19 protein-coding genes are annotated in these 17,560 nt (G+C 42.7%); 11 read left to right on the top strand and 8 right to left on the bottom strand.

Annotation, left to right across the window (positions count from 1 at the left end):
* Positions 1 to 424: 424 nt before the first annotated feature.
* Positions 425 to 985 (top strand): nitrate transporter, encoded by a 561-nt coding sequence (locus CDG76_RS23885; RefSeq protein WP_094351384.1) that lies wholly within the window; start codon positions 425 to 427, stop codon positions 983 to 985.
* A 188-nt stretch (positions 986 to 1,173) separates the two neighbouring features.
* Here the strand turns inward: CDG76_RS23885 and CDG76_RS23880 are convergent, their stop codons facing one another.
* The 3 genes from CDG76_RS23880 to CDG76_RS23870 form a co-directional block, all read right to left on the bottom strand.
* A complete protein-coding gene (locus tag CDG76_RS23880; protein ID WP_094351383.1) occupies positions 1,174 to 2,637 on the bottom strand; it encodes a hypothetical protein in 1,464 nt (487 codons plus the stop codon).
* 375 nt (positions 2,638 to 3,012) lie between these two features.
* Positions 3,013 to 3,513, bottom strand: a complete 501-nt coding sequence (locus tag CDG76_RS23875) for a DUF1772 domain-containing protein (protein WP_094351504.1) — start codon at positions 3,511 to 3,513, stop codon at positions 3,013 to 3,015.
* 232 nt (positions 3,514 to 3,745) lie between these two features.
* On the bottom strand, positions 3,746 to 4,633 hold the full coding sequence (locus tag CDG76_RS23870) for a pirin family protein (protein ID WP_094351382.1): 888 nt from the start codon (positions 4,631 to 4,633) through the stop codon (positions 3,746 to 3,748).
* Positions 4,634 to 4,804: 171 nt separating this feature from the next.
* Between CDG76_RS23870 and CDG76_RS23865 the strand changes: the two genes are divergently transcribed.
* Together CDG76_RS23865 and CDG76_RS23860 are read left to right on the top strand one after the other, a co-directional pair.
* The gene (locus tag CDG76_RS23865; protein WP_094351381.1) at positions 4,805 to 5,266 is read left to right on the top strand and encodes a rhodanese-like domain-containing protein; all 462 of its coding nucleotides are present in this window, start codon (positions 4,805 to 4,807) and stop codon (positions 5,264 to 5,266) included.
* 376 nt (positions 5,267 to 5,642) lie between these two features.
* Complete coding sequence (locus tag CDG76_RS23860; protein WP_094351380.1) at positions 5,643 to 6,398, top strand: TIGR04283 family arsenosugar biosynthesis glycosyltransferase; 756 nt, start codon at positions 5,643 to 5,645, stop codon at positions 6,396 to 6,398.
* Here CDG76_RS23860 and CDG76_RS23855 read toward each other — a convergent pair.
* The gene (locus CDG76_RS23855) at positions 6,383 to 7,084 is read right to left on the bottom strand and encodes a DUF547 domain-containing protein (RefSeq protein WP_094351379.1); all 702 of its coding nucleotides are present in this window, start codon (positions 7,082 to 7,084) and stop codon (positions 6,383 to 6,385) included. The two genes, CDG76_RS23860 and CDG76_RS23855, sit on opposite strands and share 16 nt — an antisense overlap.
* Before the next feature lie 228 nt (positions 7,085 to 7,312).
* On the opposite strand from CDG76_RS23855, the gene CDG76_RS23850 reads away from it, so the two are divergent.
* From CDG76_RS23850 to CDG76_RS23830, 6 genes are all read left to right on the top strand, one after another.
* On the top strand, positions 7,313 to 7,702 hold the full coding sequence (locus CDG76_RS23850) for a hypothetical protein (RefSeq protein WP_094351378.1): 390 nt from the start codon (positions 7,313 to 7,315) through the stop codon (positions 7,700 to 7,702).
* Positions 7,703 to 7,740: 38 nt separating this feature from the next.
* Positions 7,741 to 7,887: a hypothetical protein gene (locus CDG76_RS37615; RefSeq protein ID WP_190240959.1), complete on the top strand. Its 147-nt coding sequence runs from the start codon at positions 7,741 to 7,743 to the stop codon at positions 7,885 to 7,887.
* A 21-nt stretch (positions 7,888 to 7,908) separates the two neighbouring features.
* Entirely contained in the window at positions 7,909 to 8,130 is a 222-nt protein-coding gene (locus CDG76_RS23845) for a type II toxin-antitoxin system HicB family antitoxin (RefSeq protein WP_094351377.1), read from the top strand.
* Entirely contained in the window at positions 8,120 to 8,332 is a 213-nt protein-coding gene (locus CDG76_RS23840) for a type II toxin-antitoxin system HicA family toxin (protein ID WP_094351376.1), read from the top strand. Before CDG76_RS23845 ends, CDG76_RS23840 begins: the two co-directional genes overlap by 11 nt.
* Before the next feature lie 62 nt (positions 8,333 to 8,394).
* Positions 8,395 to 10,116, top strand: coding sequence for a precorrin-3B C(17)-methyltransferase (gene cobJ / locus CDG76_RS23835; protein ID WP_094351375.1), 1,722 nt, complete (start codon positions 8,395 to 8,397; stop codon positions 10,114 to 10,116).
* A 182-nt stretch (positions 10,117 to 10,298) separates the two neighbouring features.
* Positions 10,299 to 11,216, top strand: coding sequence for a histone deacetylase family protein (locus CDG76_RS23830; RefSeq protein WP_094351374.1), 918 nt, complete (start codon positions 10,299 to 10,301; stop codon positions 11,214 to 11,216).
* Between the two features lie 122 nt (positions 11,217 to 11,338).
* Here the strand turns inward: CDG76_RS23830 and CDG76_RS23825 are convergent, their stop codons facing one another.
* Positions 11,339 to 11,701 (bottom strand): ribosomal maturation YjgA family protein, encoded by a 363-nt coding sequence (locus CDG76_RS23825; RefSeq protein ID WP_094351373.1) that lies wholly within the window; start codon positions 11,699 to 11,701, stop codon positions 11,339 to 11,341.
* Between the two features lie 471 nt (positions 11,702 to 12,172).
* On the opposite strand from CDG76_RS23825, the gene CDG76_RS23815 reads away from it, so the two are divergent.
* Positions 12,173 to 12,529 carry a hypothetical protein gene (locus tag CDG76_RS23815; RefSeq protein ID WP_094351372.1) on the top strand — a complete coding sequence of 119 codons (357 nt, stop codon included), beginning with the start codon at positions 12,173 to 12,175 and terminating at the stop codon, positions 12,527 to 12,529.
* A 196-nt stretch (positions 12,530 to 12,725) separates the two neighbouring features.
* On the opposite strand, the gene CDG76_RS23810 is transcribed toward CDG76_RS23815, so the two are convergent.
* The 3 genes from CDG76_RS23810 to CDG76_RS37610 form a co-directional block, all read right to left on the bottom strand.
* Positions 12,726 to 13,073: a cupin domain-containing protein gene (locus CDG76_RS23810; RefSeq protein WP_094351371.1), complete on the bottom strand. Its 348-nt coding sequence runs from the start codon at positions 13,071 to 13,073 to the stop codon at positions 12,726 to 12,728.
* Entirely contained in the window at positions 13,070 to 15,985 is a 2,916-nt protein-coding gene (locus CDG76_RS23805) for a glycerol-3-phosphate acyltransferase (protein ID WP_094351370.1), read from the bottom strand. Before CDG76_RS23805 ends, CDG76_RS23810 begins: the two co-directional genes overlap by 4 nt.
* 176 nt (positions 15,986 to 16,161) lie before the next feature.
* Positions 16,162 to 16,302 carry a hypothetical protein gene (locus tag CDG76_RS37610; protein WP_190240958.1) on the bottom strand — a complete coding sequence of 47 codons (141 nt, stop codon included), beginning with the start codon at positions 16,300 to 16,302 and terminating at the stop codon, positions 16,162 to 16,164.
* A gap of 285 nt (positions 16,303 to 16,587) precedes the next feature.
* On the opposite strand from CDG76_RS37610, the gene CDG76_RS23800 reads away from it, so the two are divergent.
* Positions 16,588 to 17,553: an SGNH/GDSL hydrolase family protein gene (locus CDG76_RS23800; RefSeq protein ID WP_094351369.1), complete on the top strand. Its 966-nt coding sequence runs from the start codon at positions 16,588 to 16,590 to the stop codon at positions 17,551 to 17,553.
* The last annotated feature ends 7 nt before the right edge of the window (positions 17,554 to 17,560 follow it).

The following is a 17,560-nucleotide window of genomic DNA, read 5'->3' as shown; positions in this document are numbered from 1 at the left end:
AATTGGTTGGGGTTTGAATACCCATCCAATTGATCCCTACGCCCTGTTCAAGGCTTTTTTTGGCTCGTTCCATCAGCTTAGATAATCAAGGAGCGATGCCTACGGCGGTAAACTACGCACGTAAACTTTAGTAATAACTGCCTTCTTTGATAAATTCTAGAAAATGTATTTAATTTACTAATTAAAATTTGCTTTTCTGATAAAGTTTAGTAAAGTCAAGCTTTACCTCTTCTTTGTACTACTACTATCACATCGTAATAATACCTAAGTTTTTTAATTAGTAATTAACGAGGAGAAGATATAAAAAATCTTTTAGTAACAGAATAGAATGTGTAATCCAATACATTTTTATCAGCCCTGCTTTGTGTTGTTGCCGCAGTATTTCCCGAATGTTTTCCATGAGAACTGAGGCAGAGAAAATAATATGTTTTTAGACGTTTTAGCTAGCCTGCAACGGTTATTTGTTGGTTATATTCCAGCCGCTGTATTGGGTAGTTTTATCGGATATTTTATTGGGATAAATAGCATGATTTATCAGCTATTTCGGCTGATATTTCAGATACCACATAGTATCCCTCCTATAGCTTTGCTACCTATTGCCCTAATAGCGTTTCAAGAGAGTGACTCGGCTGCTATTGTAGTAGTTTTTCTAGGAACTCTTTGGACGATGATTATTAATACAGCAATAGGGATGCAGCATTTCAAGAGACAGAATAATAACTTTCGAGTAGCTATTTTTCATATATTTCATGCCTTGAAAGTTAGCATTTGGGTAGCTTGGTTTATCGTTATTGCCACAGAAATGTTAACAGGGCCAAGAGGACTTGGCTTCACTCTCTGGGATGCTTATAAAGCTGGCAATACTGATTATATAATCCAGGAAATCTTGTACATCGGTATCATTGGTTTTTTGCTGGATCAGTTACTAGATTTTGCAGCCTATATTCTCTCGCAAATGGTTTCAGATGGGAAAAAATCTTCTTAAACTTTATAAGAGAAGGCAGGAGGCAGGAGGCAGAGGGCAGGAGGCAGGAGCAAATAAGTATGAATGAGAACTTTACTTTTGGGTCAAAAAGAAGATACTGGTACGAGAGACGCTCTTGGATTATGTAAAGTATCTTTGCTTCAATCTCACATTTTTAAGCGTAGGTTACTCTTCCTACCTCCTACTTCCTACCTCCTGCCTCCTGCCTCCTGCCCCCTGCCTCTTGAACTAGGCTTGCGGATTGCACCCTGCCAGCTAATAGTTTGCTTGGCAGAACGTGTTCCTAAAGAACGAGTTGCTACGACTTCAATATCAACGTTGACACCAGGGCGTAAAGCTTCGTCAGGAATTTTGAGCTTGCCCAAAGCTAGAGTAAAACGATTATAGTCACGAGTCACAAGTTCTGTAGGAATATCCCCTTCAAATTCAGTTTTGTAGCCAGAAAAACCGTGCGAGCTATCTTGGGCACGGAATTTCACGCGAAACTGAGTATTAATGGCATCAGACTTGGCTGCCAAATCAACTATTTTTAAGTTGAGATTTTGTCCAGCATCGGCAAACTCTGCTACAGCTAACCGGGTGACATCTTTTTTGGGAATGGCATGGTTAACGGTAAATGTTGTGAAGTTAGCCTCACTTTTGCTGTTACCTTCAACCCATAATTCCTCAGCAAAAGTAATTTCTACTTGTTTGTTATCAGTTAAATTTAGTGTTACAGCTTGATTGCCAAAGCTGGTAATGGGTTGTCTTTCTTGCCAATCTATTTGAAAAGCCTCTTCTAGACGCTGTTCAAACTCTCGATAATCATCGGCGATCGCAGAACCGGGTGCAAGTAGAGAAACTGCGCCTATGCGTTGATTCCACTTATTCTTCGAGAGTTTGAACTGTTTGTTTATCAGTTCCGACATTGCTAGCTGCACAGTTGGAGTATCAGCTGCCAAAGGTTTCTTGCTATTAACAATACTCAAAGTTCCTAAGCGCCCTTGGCTACCATCGCTACCATCGCTGCCATCTCGCCCATCGCTACCATCGCTACATCGATAAACCTTTTCAGTACACTTGTAATCAGGGCTACCAGGAGTTCCCTTGCAGGTTTTTACTTCCCATCTCCGTCTGTGACAGTTACAACCCTCCGTACCCTTACCACCTCTACCACCGCGCCCGCCTTCCCCACCAGTTGCCCGGACAGAAATATTCCGTAAGTCTGCCATATTGCTGTAATAGACTGTGAGAGAACCACCATTTCCCCCATCTCCTCCTTTGCCACCATTACCGCCACTACCACCATCTGGTGCATTTATATCATGGCTGACGCGTAGGCGTAGCCCGCCGTAGGCATCGCCGCGTTGGGAACCACAGTCAGGTTGATAACCATGTTCACCGTCTTCCCCGTCTTCACCATCTTTACCAGACAAGTCAAGATTTACAGGTGAACCATTGACAAAAATATTTTGGTTTTCACCGCTGCTACCATCTCTACCCGATCGCCCATCGGTTCCTGCGCGTCCATCTCTGCCATAATCTCTGGCTATTTTATAGTATTCATCAGAGGCAACGGCTGGACATAAAACTGAACCAGAGGCAGGCAAAAAGCTAGTAAATAAGCAGAATGTCAGCAGTAGTGGCAGCTTACTCCTAAAACCATTGTGCATCTATTTACACCTAAAACTTTAGTTGAATTATCTACTCCTGACGCTGAATTTCAACAATTTGCTCCCTCTTGTCCAGTGAGATCGTGTTTGGTTAAAGACTTATCATTAAGATCGCAGAGGGGAAGGGTTTCTGTATAGAGTCGGAAATTAGGTGTTGCATAAAATACCCTACCTTGGTGACATTTTGCCTTTTCTCCGTGCCATTCGATCAATTACTTTTTTCAATCAAAATCAATCGCCATAGTCTCCCACAAGTGATTCTACCAATGTCCGAACTCGCGTGATATTTCCTTCATTGGTAAGGTTCACTTCAAAGAATCAAACTGTTTATCGCCAAAAATCTACTATCTAAAATAATCACCAACTTGAAATTTCTTACGAGTGATTAGAATGAGCAACCTTTCGTTTTGCTGTTTCAACCAGCACAGAAATTACTAGTGAACTGAAGCCAATTATTTTGAGCAAGGCATTTACTGCATGTGCATACTCCCATTGGTTACGATATCGTGTCCAGTTTGACGGAACGGGATTAGTCAGCCACGTTGCAAATTCCGCGTTCATGGGGGCTACAAATATTATCCAACTGACAAGAGCCAGCACAAAAAGAATCGCTCCTCCTAATGTCCAATAAAATGTTGAGCCACGTTTGCGGACGAGGAACGCCAACACAATTGCTGTGAAAACCGAGCCAATTTCAAATGCGGCACCAACTGAGCCAAAATACCGATAAACATTTTCAAAAACGGTCACTTTTACCCAGAGTTGTTGGTCAAATTGTATTCTTTGCGGTAGTTCTAGCAAATGAGCCATAGACAAGCTTAGACTAAAGGAAGCCAGCATCATTGTGATAAATCGCCACAATTGTATAAGTGTCATTTGGCTTTGCCTCACAGCAGTTGCTACCATATTTCACCATATAACCATATAATATTATATAGATGAAACTCCATACACCTATCAAGTGGCATAACTGCCTCCTAATTTTCTCTTCTTGATGGGCATTTTATTGCTTAACTATCTCACAGCGATCGCTCATAAGAGTAACTGGCAACTTGGGTTAAACTTGGCCATCTTAAAGCGAGGTAGTGAGCCTTGAAGTGTGACACACTTATGAAAAAGGATTAGCTTCTGTTATCACTTCTGGGAGTGGAATAAACTCTGTTTCATCTGGCACGCTAGCAAAACGAGAGTCGCGCCAATCAGCTTTAGCTTGCTCTATTCGCTCTGGTCGGCTAGAGACAAAATTCCACCATTTGTAGCGTGTACCTAACGGCTCACCGCCAATAACAATACATCGAGCAGCAGTTGTAGCAGAAACCTCAATCCGATCGCCTGGCTCTAGAATAGCGAGACGATATTGCTCCATCGGTTCATCGTTAATCCTCAATCCCTCGGTGACACTGTATACTGCCCTTTGTGAATAATCTGTAGGGATAGTGAAGTGGGTGTTGGCAGCCAACACTGCATCTAAATAGAGAATAGGTGAGAGAACTTTTACAGGTGAGCTATAGCCAAATGCTTGCCCAGCAATAAGTTTGATGATAACGCCATTCTCTTCCCAAGTGGGAAGGATTTCAGCCGGATAGTGAATGAACGTTGGCTCGGTTTCTTCGTGTTCAACAGGCAGGGCAACCCAGGTTTGAATGCCATGAATAGTAGTTTCTTGCTGACGGTCAAAGTCAGGTGAGCGTTCTGAATGGACAATCCCCTTTCCCGCTGTCATCCAGTTAACTGCACCTGGTTGGATTTCCTGCACAGTACCCAAACTATCGCGATGGATCAAAGCACCATCAAATAAATAAGTTACCGTTGCTAGATTAATATGAGGATGCGGTCGGACATCGATGCCTTGATTGGGCGGCATAACGGACGGGCCAAGATGATCGAAAAAGATAAACGGCCCAACCGTTTGGCGATTAGGATATGGCAAACTGCGGCGGGCACAAAAACCACCCAGATTTTTAACTTCGGGTTCAATCAGTTGAAGAATTGCCATAAATAATCGCAGGTGATTAGTAAATGCTGTAATTATTATAAGTATATTTACTTGCAAATAAGCTAATCTTGATGAGTTATCTGTTTGTTTTGTAGAGTTGAGTTTTTTACTATTAAATATTAAACACAGCCCCAGTTAGTATTGTTTCTTAACCAGAGAGTCTTTTGACAAGTGCGATCGCTCACGTTTAACTTTCTTAAACTTCTGATTAGATTTCAGTTTCCTACTGTTGAGGAAATTAATTGCAACCAATTAGCTCAATTACTATCAGATTCTGCAAAGCCCCATCCATTAGTACTAGATGCACGAAGTCAAACTGAGTATGCAGTAAGCCATATTGAAACAGCAGTACGCATAGATCCTCTCACAGATGACTTAACAGCAGTTGCAACAGCATCAAAAGATAGACCAATTGTTGTGTACTGTGCTGTTGGCTACCGGAGCGCAAAATTAGCCCAAAAACTGGATAAAGCCGGGATGAAGTGCATTTATAACTTGAGTGGTGGAATTTTTCAGTGGGCAAACGAAGGCAGACCAATCTTTCAAGACGATCGTCCGACACAGCTTGTACATCCTTACAATGCAATCTGGGGAAAATTACTAAAAGCTACTTACCATGCTCAGGAGTGTTGACCGAAGAGGCAGGGGGCAGGGGGGGGAAACCCCATAAATAAATTTAGGGCCTTGAAACAAGGACGCATTATTTCTCGTGCAATAATCTCGAAATAAATATTTTTGCTTTTGTGTATAAATAAATTTAGGGGCTTGAAACCCTTTTTGCAGGGGAATTTCAGTATCTTTTTCCCCNCCCTAAATTTATTTATACACAAAAGCAAAAATATTTATTTCGAGATTATTGCACGAGAAATAATGCGTCCTTGTTTCAAGGCCCTAAATTTATTTATGGGGTTTCCCCCCCCTGCCCCCTGCCTCTTGTTGACCTTTGGATTAAGAGCTTGTCAACATTCAGCAAGTAGAATAAAAGCAAGGATAAAACTACTTAAGCTGCATGTCTCAAGTTTCGATTGTCATTCCTACTTTAAACGAAGCAGTTAGCTTAGGGCGTACATTACGCCAATTGACTTTACTTAATCCACCTGCTTTTGAAGTGATAGTAGTAGATGGTGGCAGCGATGATGAGACAGTGGCAGTTGCAAAACAATGCTTTGGGTCATTCAATCAGTCGCTATGCGTACAAGTTTTAGTATCTGAGCGACGTGGGCGTTCTATTCAGATGAATTATGGAGCATCGGCTGCAACTGGAGATATTCTTTGCTTTCTTCATGCAGATACTTGGGTGCCGGATGACTTAATCACCGTAATACAGCAAACCCTAGCAGAACCAACCATTGCCTGTGGGGGGTTCATTTCTCTGATGAGTGGATCTCAAACGACTCGCTGGGGCATCTCTCTACATAATTATTTTAAAACCTACTACGCACCACTGCTATTTAAGCCTCACCTGTTTTTTCGAGGATTGCGCCTGTTGTTTGGAGATCAGGTAATGTTTTGTCGTCGCACTGACTTTTGGGATTGCAATGGATTTGACGAGGCATTACCGATTATGGAAGATGGAGATTTATGCCTGAAATTGGTTAAAAAAGGACGTATTTATCTGGTGAACCGCATTGTTCACTCTTCAGATCGCCGTGTCGCAAAATGGGGTAGCTGGAAAGCAAACGCAATCTACCTTTATATCGGTTTTTTGTGGGGAATTGGCGTTGATGCAAATTATCTCAAACAATTTTATCAAGATATTCGCTGATTCAGGCTCCAGTCATAGTAGAGATAGGAAATCGGCGTTGAGGCATTTATTGGCAGGTCTGTTTCTAGGTAAGAGCGGATATATTCTGGAATAGAGGATTTGACTTTAAGAAAATCTTGACGATACCATTTAAAGATTTTGCTACAGTAGAGCGTTTTACTATCTGAGTCATAACGGACTTTTTCAGGATTGTTAATGAAGCGACGGGTGTCTTCATCTAACTGCTGAGTAACTTGTTGAGGAAAATAAGCTCCAGCACGCAGTAACGGGCAACCAACCGAAGCGCAGACAATTGCAAAATGAATTCGTGGCTCCTGTAATTTATTCCGCAGAATTTGGTTCTCTATTTGGGCTAAACTGTAATGTTCGTCAAATATATAATAAGCACGACGTTGAAAGAACCACAAAAAAGCCAACCAGTTGGGAATGCCTAAGATTCGCGGACGGATTGACTCAAGCGGGTATCTCTCCAAAATTGTCGAAATGGTGAAGGCATTGTAAAGGTTAATCCACAATGCCAATTGCTCAAAAGTGTTGCTATTAGATGTAAAAGCCAGATTTTTTTGACTCGACAACCAATCTGCGATCGCTTGAGGTTGCTCAGTTTTCCAAGCAATATAGTTTACACGACCCTGTTGATCGACATACTGACGCAACAACCTGTCCCAAGGTTCAAAATCAATCATTATTGCTGTGTTTATATGTTGGCCGTTGTTTTTACTTATACCTGTACCAATTGAATCCTAAAAATAGAATAAAATTGCCCTGATTTAGAGCTAAGGGAATTCTTTGGTTTCGCGATCGCAACGTAGAGTTGAATTTGTACAAGTATTTATTTAACGAATTATAACAATACTATCTTTGGCAACTTGAAATCAGCGATACACTGAGGAAAATTCCTTGAGGAAGCGTTGATGGCACGGTCAAACGGGGTTATAAGTGAAACGTCTGTAGAGGAATTGCCTACAGTTTCAGACAAAGATACGATCGCAATTGAAAATCCGCCTGAGCTAGTGGAGGATGCCCAGGATATTGATGACATATTGAACTCACTAAAAACCTTACTGAGTTCTCTAGAAAAGCTCCAAAAAGTCCGGCAGGAAGTGGGCGATATCAAACCGTTGATTGGGCGGATGCTTGATGGAGAACTAGTTGCTGGTGAAGAACTTGAGCAACTCAAGACAGGTGTGAGCAGTCTTTCTCGCCTTGTTCGTGCTTATAATGACCATCAAGTAGCGTTGGCTAAAGCACAACCTGCTAGAAACCTGCTAGATCAAGTACTGAAAGAACGTAAAGCTAATTGAGTTGAGACTGGAGATTGGGGAAGAAATTCTTTGGATATTTGGTTGGAGTCCCAATCTCTAATTTAACAAGCGATCGCACTTTTTTAAAAGAATGCGATCGCCTCTACATTGCCTTGCTGTTAACTGATCGTCTAGACATCGCACCCCTGCTTGTAGTCAGATATCGCTGTAAACTGAAGGTATAACTCAAACTTGCGGCTATACTCATGAATTCTTTACAAGACTACACCACTGTTATCCGTCCCGATAACAATGGTACATTTGTCGCATATATACCAGCGATTTCCGGTTGTCATGCTTGGGGACAAACGCCAGATGAAGCTCGTGCTGAACTTGTCTATGTTTTTGAAATGATTCAGGAGGAATACAAAGAACAAGGACGTTCTCTACCCGAAGACGTTGAATTGGTAATTGCAAATGCCAGCTAAAGCCAGTGAATTAGAACGAGTAGCACGGAAACTCGGTTTTGAAAAAGTGCGGCAGAAAGGCAGTCATGCCCGTTGGCAACATCCAGATGGACGAGCAACTACAATTCCCATTCATAGCAACGCTGAAATTGGTAGTTGGTTGTTTTATGAAATTCTCAAGCAGTTGGGCATTACAGAAGAAGATTTTAACCAGCTAAAATAATTAGCGCGTAGGCGTTCGCTTAAGTTACGAGATAAGTTGTAATTAAGTGTTGTAATTAAGTAATGATGAACTTTGCACCTGCCATTGTAATACTGGGTCAAAATAGCGTGACAGTAGCACGCAAAATAATCAACGTCTTACCAGGAGCAACACTATACGGTTTAGAGGGTCGCACATCGGAAGTTGATGTCAGCTTCACAAATTTTGGCGAGACGCTACGCGAGTTATTTATGCAGGGAAGGCCGCTGATTGGCATTTGTGCCGCCGGCATTTTAATTAGGACGTTAGCTCCGGTAATCTCGGATAAACGACAGGAACCACCAGTGCTAGCTGTGGCTGAAGATGGTAGTGCTGTTGTCCCTCTCTTGGGCGGACTTGGTGGAGTAAACGATTTGGCTCGTCGCATTGCCGAAGCGCTGGATGTCAAAGCTGCAATTACGACCACAGGCAATTTACGTTTGGGTACAACGCTGTTGTCTCCTCCCCCTGGATACCATTTGGCCAACCCAGATGATGCGAAGAAATTTATCTCAGATGTGCTAGCTGGGGCGCAAGTTAATCTTGAAGGAATAGCACCTTGGTTGAGTGATAGTAAACTGCCGATAGATCCAAAGGGAGATTTGACCATCGAAGTTACAGAAGGTTTGGTGACTCCTAGAGCCAACTGTCTTGTCTATCATCCAGCAACGATCGCGATCGCAATTAGTGGCATCATTGATGATGCAGTCGTTTTAGTACAACAGCTACTAGCTGATGCCAAACTAGAAAAAGCATCAGTCGCCGGGATATTTGCACCCATCGCCGCCGCCGCCGATCCCGCAATCCACGCCGTAGCTAGCGCCTTAAAAGTGCCCACCCGCTTTTTTACCCCAAATCAGCTAGAAAGTCTACTTTCACAAGGTTATAGCCCTGCCCAAGCCGCAGCGATCGCCGCCACAGGTACATCCCCTTTATCTTCCCCTTCTGCTAACATTGCGATCGCTATTGCCCCTCAAGTAATTGACCCCAACACCATCGGTCAGCCACGGGGACGGTTAGCGATTATTGGTACGGGTCCTGGTGGTTCACTGTGGATGTCTCCAGAAGTGAAGGAGATTCTCAAGTCGGCAACTGATCTGGTGGGTTATAAAACTTATTTAGATTTAGTTGGTTCTCTGGCTGATGGTAAGCAACGGCATGAATCTGACAACCGCGAAGAAGAAGCACGCGCAAAGATGGCCCTTGATTTGGCTGCATCTGGGCGATATGTAGCTGTAGTTTCATCTGGCGATCCCGGTATCTATGCAATGGCAACAGCGGTTTTTGAGGTGTGCGATCGCTATGCTAAACCGGAATGGGACAGCATCGACATTCATGTGGCCCCAGGCATCTCTGCAATGCAGGCAGCAGCAGCAGCCATTGGTGCGCCCCTTGGACATGACTTCTGTGCTATTTCCCTCTCTGATATCTTGAAACCTTGGACTGCGATCGCCCAACGAATTACCGCTGCTGCTGAGGCTGATTTCGTCATTGCTTTCTACAATCCTGTTTCCAAAGAGCGTACCTGGCAACTGGCAGAAGCGAGAAATATTTTGCTGCGACATCGAACACCAGATACACCAGTAGTATTGGCCCGGAATCTTGGTCGCCCAGGACAAACGGTGAAAGCGATCGCACTTGAGCAGTTAACACCAGCAAGCGCTGATATGCGGACAATTATTCTTGTTGGTTCCACAAAAACCCGAACTATCAAGCGCCGCGATGGTAATATCTGGGTTTATACGCCGCGTCGCTATACCGAATAGTAGGCACGATTGGCGCTGTCACCGAAGAGAGCAAAAAAGGCAAGATAAGCACTTTTTTAAATCTACTTTCTAAGCGATCGCATCATAAAACCCCAAGATTAAAACTTAATTTCTGGGGATAAAGTAATTGTGTCTATTAAGATAGTTGAAATAGAAAATCACAGTAGAAATCTGTAGCCTAAATGATCTCCATCATCTACTCCGAAAAATTCCTTCAACATGAAACAGGGTATATGCACCCTGAGCAACCAGAACGACTGACTGCAATTGTAGATAGGTTAAGAAGCTCAACAGTAGCAGATCAAATTCAATGGTTAAATCCTGACACTTCTAGAAATGTAATCAAAGAAATTGAACGAGTTCATTCCACCAAATATATTGAGCAAGTTCGCTCCTATTCTGCAAGAGGTTGGGGTTGTTTTGAGTCAACACAGATTTCTCCCCAAAGCTTTGAAGTTGCTTGCCTTGCTGTGAATGCTTGGTTGGATGGGGTTGATACTGTTTTGCAGGTGGGAAAACCGAGCTTTGTTCTGGCCAGACCACCAGGACACCACGCACTTAAAGATGAAGGGATGGGATTTTGCATTTTCTGTAATGCTGCGATCGCTGCCCTTTATGCTTTAGAAATAGGACAAATCAAGCGAGTTGGAATTCTTGACTGGGATGTACATCACGGTAACGGAACACAAGCAGCCGTGGAAAATGTTCCCAACATTGCTTTTTGTTCAATTCATCAATCACCAGGCTATCCACACACAGGAAAATCTGACGAACATGGCAAATTTAACAACGTATTGAATCTTCCAATAGCTCCAGGTAGTTTAATACAAGACTACTGTAATTTATTTGAGCAGAGGGTTGTACCCTTTTTCAAAGATTTCCGTCCAGATATATTGATTGTGAGTGCAGGATATGATGCCAACCAGGTAGATTTACTTTCTAAAATAAATTTACAGCCTCATGATTACGCAATTTTGACTGATTATTGCTTAGATATTACACCGCGAATTATTTTTGGTTTAGAGGGAGGTTATGAACTAGAAAGTCTTTCTATCTCTGTCCTTGAAACAGTAAAACAGTGTTTAAAATTTTCCTTGTAGACGCATAAAAATTCGACTGACACAAACATTTATTATACGGGATTTTTTTAGTTAATTGAAAAAGTGACATGCTCCGATTAAAATATCACAAGCGTCATGAGTTACCCACAACTTCCAATTAATCATGTTCTATTTTCCAACCATAAGACTATTATAATACCTATTGCATAAGCAATGATATCCTTCCAATCAAATACACTTCCCAAGGCAACAGCCAGAATCTTATATTTTTGCAATCCTAAGTTATTTACAAAATTAAAATATTGAAGAATCTCAATAGTACAAGAAAATGCAAAAACTGATAAACCGACGATGGATGAGTGTATATTCCAAAAAGCTTTGACAAAGCAATAAATTAGTATAACTACTAAAACATCACCGATAAAAGGACGAATCAAACTATCATTGACAAAAACAGCAATACATATTTCTATGAAAAATAATACAAGTGTGAAGTAGAAATATCTTTTGTTGAAGATAAACATGGCAATCAATAGCGCTCAAAAAATACCTGATTTGACTATAAACCTCTTCAATTTTTTATAGCCAGCCTGTAGCAACTTCCGTCTTCCCTGTAAGAGCTTCTGCCTTCACGTTTCCGTGTTTCGCGCAGCCTGTAGCAACTTCCGTCTTCCCTGTAAGAGCTTCTGCCTTCACGTTTCCGTGTTTCGCGCAGCCTGTAGCAACATCCGTCTTCCCTGTAAGAGCTTCTGCTTTCACGTTTCCGTGTTTCGCGCAGTCTGTAGCAACTTCTGCTTTGACGTTATCAGAAACAGACTTGCGTTATATGACAATACGGTTCGGTTAAGGCTTTTTGATGAAAATTATAAATTGCAAAGACGCGATAAATCGCATCTCTACATCTGGATTTTGGGCTATTCCTGATACACATTTACTTGCACTGTAAGATTTAATCGGATAATCTGAGCAATCGAGACTGTTTTTCAAGAAAACCAATGAACAAATTCATACTGAGTTTGCTTTCTTCTCCTGTGCTGATTAGCTCTCTTCTCTCTATGGGAGTAATGCTGAATCACGCACAAGCTATGGAGCCAGAACCAGGAGCCAAAACCACAGATCGTCTATCTTGTATACGCAATAAACATAAGGTGGGTTTAGTATGTGCCAGAGCTTCCGTATTGGCTCAAATTCCTAACTATCAACGTGAAATAGAGTTTTCTCAAGAAGATGCTCCCATGCTGGAGTTCAATGATGAAGAAAGTAATGTGGCAATCGACTTATTTGGCTGTGATTGTCCTGCTTGTATAAATTCTTTACGTCAGATGCGCGGGGCGATACCCTTGGTATATTAGTAAATCATTGATCTTTGAAGACGCGATAAATCGCGTCTCTACATCAGGGTTTTGGGTTGATTTGAACTGTATTGATTTATAAACAACATCCGCAAACTTTTCTAAGGACATAACATTGTTATGCCCCGCCCCCACTGCGTGTTTTATTTAAAATCAAACTAACCTAAATTGCTAGTTAACGATCCTAACTGAATGATTAGCTCGATTTTTCGACTCGCAAACCAAAGTATGTCAAAACAAGTTCGGTTGAGCCATTATTGACAACTTCGTGTACTTCTCCCGGTTCGATGGCTACGCAGTTTCCCGGAAGCAAGGGGTATTCTGTACCATCAATGTGAATTACTCCTGAACCGGCTTCTACAAAAAATACTTCGCACATATCTTGATGCGCGTGTGCTGGTGCGGTTTGTCCAGGAGCAAAACGTGCTTGAGAAAAGTTAGTTAGGTGAGGTAAATCGCCGAAGCGTAACATCACCTTTTTCTTGATTTCGGCATTGTGAGAAACTGACTCTTCTGGCAAGTCTTTCAGGGAAGTGGTAATCATTCGGGTCTTAAATCATTAGATAATTCCACAATACCCCTAGACCCATCAATCCTGACTCGTTGACCATCTTGCAAGATCCATGTAGCACCGCGAACATCCATCACCGCGGGAATTCCATACTCACGAGCAACGATCGCACCGTGAGAAAGCCTTCCCCCAGCTTCGGCAATTAATCCTCCAGCCCTTAATAACAATGGTGCCCAGCCGGAATCTGTGTAAGGCACTACCAGAATCGTATCTCGATCGATGTCTGGAATGTCTTGTAAATTTCGCAACACTTTCACCCTACCTTCGGCTTGCCCATGACTGGCTCCAATACCTTGTAAAATTTGGTCAGAGTAAAGTTCAGAGGGAGCTAAGGGATGAGGAGGTGTATGGCCGTAGACTAAAAGAGGTATTTGAATAATCTCGCTATCTTGTACAAATTGCGATCGCCTAAATTCTACTAACTTATCTAACTGCTCTATGAAGTTGGAATCTTCATCCACAATTAGACGCCGCACTTCATCAAAGTTGAGAAAAAAGATATCGCCTGTTTGCCTAAGTAAACCAGACTTTAACCAAATCTTCTCTAAAGCCACAAAACTCCAACGCAATTCAGCTAAAAGTCGTGAATAAACTTCGGTGACTCGTCCTTTAATATCTACACGCCGTTGCACAAAAGAACGTTTGCGCTTGCCAGCAAAAATACTATTAATCGCGTCTTTAGCACCTGCTTGTGGTTCATTCCCCTGCATTAACTGCACAAACATCTGCTGAATCATCTGGGGATTTTCCCGCCAAGTGGGAACGGAGATATCGGTTCCTACTTCGCTTAAGTAGCCGTAATCTTGCAGCAATTCGTTAAATGCTTGGAGGATTTTCTCTCCTTCGGGGGTTTGTTTTAATTGTTCAAATACTTGCTGTGGCTCAAACTCCAGCAATACCTGCTTGGCATCTGTAGCGATCGCACTGAGCGATCGCAATGCCGCTACCTCTGGGGTGACGCTATGATCGATTTGCCCATCTTTTACCCGAAAAATCGCCTGTCTCAGGGCAGCACTTAAAGGAGCTAAAATGCTGTAATACGTCCCATGACGCAGCAACTCCAGAATAAAATCAATTCTTGCCAACAACTTGGCTGGTTCCAAGCTATCTATATCTTCCTGCGCCAACTGCGACAACCCAGGAATGAATCGGTTGTGATAATCTTCCTTGAAGTCCTTTTCTAAACTTAATTCCCGCTTCAGCAACTTCCCTAGTCCTGGCAAATTTTCCCAAGTTGACTGCAAGGAGGGTTTACTTAATTTAGCTCCTCTAGTTAAAAATTCCAGGCTTTCCGGCGGCAGTCCCATGCGGAGAAAAATATCTCCTAAGAGGGACGCATTAAAGTAAGCTCTTGAATAATGCAGAGTTGCTGTTTTGGCGAAATCTAACCCCAAGGCGCGATCGCCTAAAACTAAAGTAAAAAATTCTCCCCAAACTCCACAAGTTAAGGGACGATTAATTGACCATGTTAAGGGGTGAATTACTCCGGGAATCACTTCAGCAGCGATTTTACGTGTCCATATGGGCAACAGAGTAGTGATCGGTCGAGATTGCAACACCCAAAGCGTTTGACCATCATAACTCCACTCGATATCTTGAGGAGTGCCATGATAACGTTTTTCGAGTCGGTAAGCTAAGTATGCAACTTGCTTAATTAATGATTGTGGTACTCGTCCTTCACCCTCTAATTGTACAGAGTAAGAATTTTCTGTTTCAACGACAAAGGCGCGATATTGTTCTGGTGTGACTTTTCCCGAAACGACTTGCGTCGCGCTGCCTGGAAGGGCTTCAATGATGATCGCATCACCTTGCTGGGTAATGGGATCGCGGCTGAAAGCGACACCAGAATATACACTCTGGACTTGTTGCTGAATCAACACAGCCATTGCTGTATCATTTAAGCCGCGATCGCGCCGATATTGGATAGCAGATGGATGATTGTAGGAAGCTTGAACTTGAGCGATCGCTTCTTGTAATGCCTCTGAACTAGTAACATTTACAACTGTTTCATACTGTCCAGCAGCAGAAGCCTGTTCTGAGTCTTCTCCAATAGCGGAGGAACGCACCACCAAGGGGGATAATTCTGATGGCTGGAGAAATTCTGTTAACCCTTGTGGATCGTCGATGGGTGCTAGTACCCATCCCTTCGGCACTGGATAGCCCCAGCGCTTAATTTGAGATAATGTCGCCGCCTTTTCTCCGACTATGGCAGCATTCAACTCTTCATCTAAAGAAACCATTGTGCGTTGGCGTAGCCCGTCGTAGACATCGCCGCGTAAAAATTCCAACATCGCTTGCGATTCTGTTTGTGCCTCTTGGGCTGGCAGCTTCATATCATCAGGAATTTTGGTGTAAATCCAGCCCATTAAACCAGCTAAGGCTACAGCAGCAAGTATTCTGGGAATATCGCTCAGGTGGAGAAGTGCCACGAATAAAGGAAAAAGCAGCAAAACTCCAAATTTGACTAACTTTTTTGATTGCAGAATTGTAAAAGCAATACCTGCAAAGAAAGATACAAATATCGCAACCAGTGGATCGTGTACGACAAATCCCCAGACAACATTTGTCGTACCTGCTCCTTTGCCTATCCAGTATCTACCGATTACCAGAGCGATTAGGGCAAGCAATTCCCAAGACGATCCATCTGGGAAGAAAATGCGGGTGAGTAAGACTGCCGCAACTCCTTTAAATGCTTCTGACAAGACTGCCAGAATTCCGACAATTTTACCGCCATGATAAAAGGCAGCTGATACACTAATATTTCCTGTACCAACTTGTGATAACTGCTTCCGTTTGAGGGCGTAAGTTATCCATGCAATCAGGGGTAATCCGCCCAAAAGGGGGCAGACAATTAAAATAACTAAGATACCCCAAGGTTCAAACATTCTGGATTTTGGATTTTAGATTTAAATTTTCCATCTAAAACCTTAAATCTAAAATCTAAAGTTTTTCTGAAATTTTTGATGGTTATTAGGGGGGTTTTATTTAGTAGTTACTAAATGGACACTTGGCTAAGACGGAAACCGTTTAAGACAAGTGTCCTTCTAGACTACTAATGGTTTTAGTTTAGCGCATAGGCAGCTTGCAGCGCCCAGATTACGAGAGCAGCGATCGATCCCAGAAGCAACACGGTAGAGATAGTGACTACTTTTGGGGAATCTGCACCCTTAAATTTCATAATTCCGCGATTTAAGTCGGACACAGCTTTGTAATCCTCTGTTGTTGGAGCATGAAATATTTGTCCGTTTTGATTGTAGTCCTTCTATTTGCGGATGACGTTAAATTCACTTTAAAAATTTAGGACTGGGGGCTGGGGGCAAGGGGGACAATAGACCTCTTGCAAAAGTCCCTAACACCCCACCCCCAACCCCTCCCCGCTCTTCGGGAGGGGAGACAAAGCGTAGCTTTGGCGGGGTGGGGTTCTTTCNCCAATCCCCAATCCCCCAGTATCATTGAAAAGCAACTCAGTATAAGAAGGTGTGAGTAGGTGAAAATAGCACTGAGCGTAATTTTGGCGGTGGTTGTGGGATTGTTTGTGGTAATCGAGATTGGACTGCGATCGCTGTTTGGTTTTGGTAATCCCCTGATTTATATTGGCGATGAGCAAATTGGTTATTTGTTGGCTCCTAACCAACGTACCCGTCGTTTTGGTAATCGCATTGAAATTAATGAATATTCTATGCGAGGTAGTCCGATCAAAAAGCTACCAGCACCTACTGGGCTGCGAATTCTCCTCTTAGGTGATTCTATTGCTAATGGTGGCTGGTGGACAGATCAGACTAATACAATATCTAGTTTGATGATGCGTTCTCTAACATCATCCACTAATAGTAATTACCAGGAAGTAGAAGTGCTAAATGCTTCAGCTAACTCTTGGGGGCCAAGGAATGAATTAGCTTATTTAGAGAAGTTTGGCACTTTTAACGCGCAAGCAGTGGTGTTATTAATTAATACCGATGATTTGTTTGCAACTCCTCCTACTTCTTTACCGGTAGGACGCGATCGCAACTACCCCGATCGTAAACCTCCTCTGGCATTAGTGGAAGTGTGGCAGCGTTACATCGTCAAGCAAAAGCCAATTCCAGAACTACAAGCCGTGCAAAATGAATCGGGCGATCGCGTGGGGATTAATCTGGAGGCGATCGCTAAAATTCAAGCCTTGACTCGCCAATCCAACAGCAAATTTCTGCTGGTGATGACTCCCTTACTACGAGAAATTGGTCAACCAGGCCCCCGCGATTACGAAATTAAAGCACGTCAGCGCTTGAGTGATTTTACCAAAGCACAGCAAATTAACTATATAGACTTTTTACCGAACTTCAATTCAACTACCAACCCCCAAGGTTTGTTTCACGATCACATCCACCTCAACTTGCAAGGTAATAAATTTGTCAGTGAAGTTATGGAGCGATCGCTTTTGGAAATATTAGGAGATTCGTCACTTCGTCACTAATATTCGT

It is taken from the genome of Nostoc sp. 'Peltigera membranacea cyanobiont' 210A, assembly GCF_002246015.1.
GTDB lineage: Bacteria > Cyanobacteriota > Cyanobacteriia > Cyanobacteriales > Nostocaceae > Nostoc.
The sequence above is the reverse complement of the archived record's forward strand: the minus strand, read 5'-3'. Positions and strand labels throughout refer to the sequence as shown.

What these genes read in the sequence shown, in the direction of transcription:
- CDG76_RS23880 (WP_094351383.1), bottom strand. Translation starts at nt 2,637, where the DNA reads ATGCACAATGGTTTTAGGAGTAAGCTGCCACTACTGCTGACATTCTGC.
- CDG76_RS23885 (WP_094351384.1), top strand. Translation starts at nt 425, where the DNA reads ATGTTTTTAGACGTTTTAGCTAGCCTGCAACGGTTATTTGTTGGTTAT.
- CDG76_RS23855 (WP_094351379.1), bottom strand. Translation starts at nt 7,084, where the DNA reads ATGATTGATTTTGAACCTTGGGACAGGTTGTTGCGTCAGTATGTCGAT.
- CDG76_RS23840 (WP_094351376.1), top strand. Translation starts at nt 8,120, where the DNA reads ATGCCAGCTAAAGCCAGTGAATTAGAACGAGTAGCACGGAAACTCGGT.
- CDG76_RS23870 (WP_094351382.1), bottom strand. Translation starts at nt 4,633, where the DNA reads ATGGCAATTCTTCAACTGATTGAACCCGAAGTTAAAAATCTGGGTGGT.
- CDG76_RS23825 (WP_094351373.1), bottom strand. Translation starts at nt 11,701, where the DNA reads ATGTTTATCTTCAACAAAAGATATTTCTACTTCACACTTGTATTATTT.
- CDG76_RS23815 (WP_094351372.1), top strand. Translation starts at nt 12,173, where the DNA reads ATGAACAAATTCATACTGAGTTTGCTTTCTTCTCCTGTGCTGATTAGC.
- CDG76_RS23810 (WP_094351371.1), bottom strand. Translation starts at nt 13,073, where the DNA reads ATGATTACCACTTCCCTGAAAGACTTGCCAGAAGAGTCAGTTTCTCAC.
- CDG76_RS23830 (WP_094351374.1), top strand. Translation starts at nt 10,299, where the DNA reads ATGATCTCCATCATCTACTCCGAAAAATTCCTTCAACATGAAACAGGG.
- CDG76_RS23850 (WP_094351378.1), top strand. Translation starts at nt 7,313, where the DNA reads ATGGCACGGTCAAACGGGGTTATAAGTGAAACGTCTGTAGAGGAATTG.
- CDG76_RS23805 (WP_094351370.1), bottom strand. Translation starts at nt 15,985, where the DNA reads ATGTTTGAACCTTGGGGTATCTTAGTTATTTTAATTGTCTGCCCCCTT.
- cobJ (WP_094351375.1), top strand. Translation starts at nt 8,395, where the DNA reads ATGATGAACTTTGCACCTGCCATTGTAATACTGGGTCAAAATAGCGTG.
- CDG76_RS23860 (WP_094351380.1), top strand. Translation starts at nt 5,643, where the DNA reads ATGTCTCAAGTTTCGATTGTCATTCCTACTTTAAACGAAGCAGTTAGC.
- CDG76_RS23845 (WP_094351377.1), top strand. Translation starts at nt 7,909, where the DNA reads ATGAATTCTTTACAAGACTACACCACTGTTATCCGTCCCGATAACAAT.
- CDG76_RS23875 (WP_094351504.1), bottom strand. Translation starts at nt 3,513, where the DNA reads ATGACACTTATACAATTGTGGCGATTTATCACAATGATGCTGGCTTCC.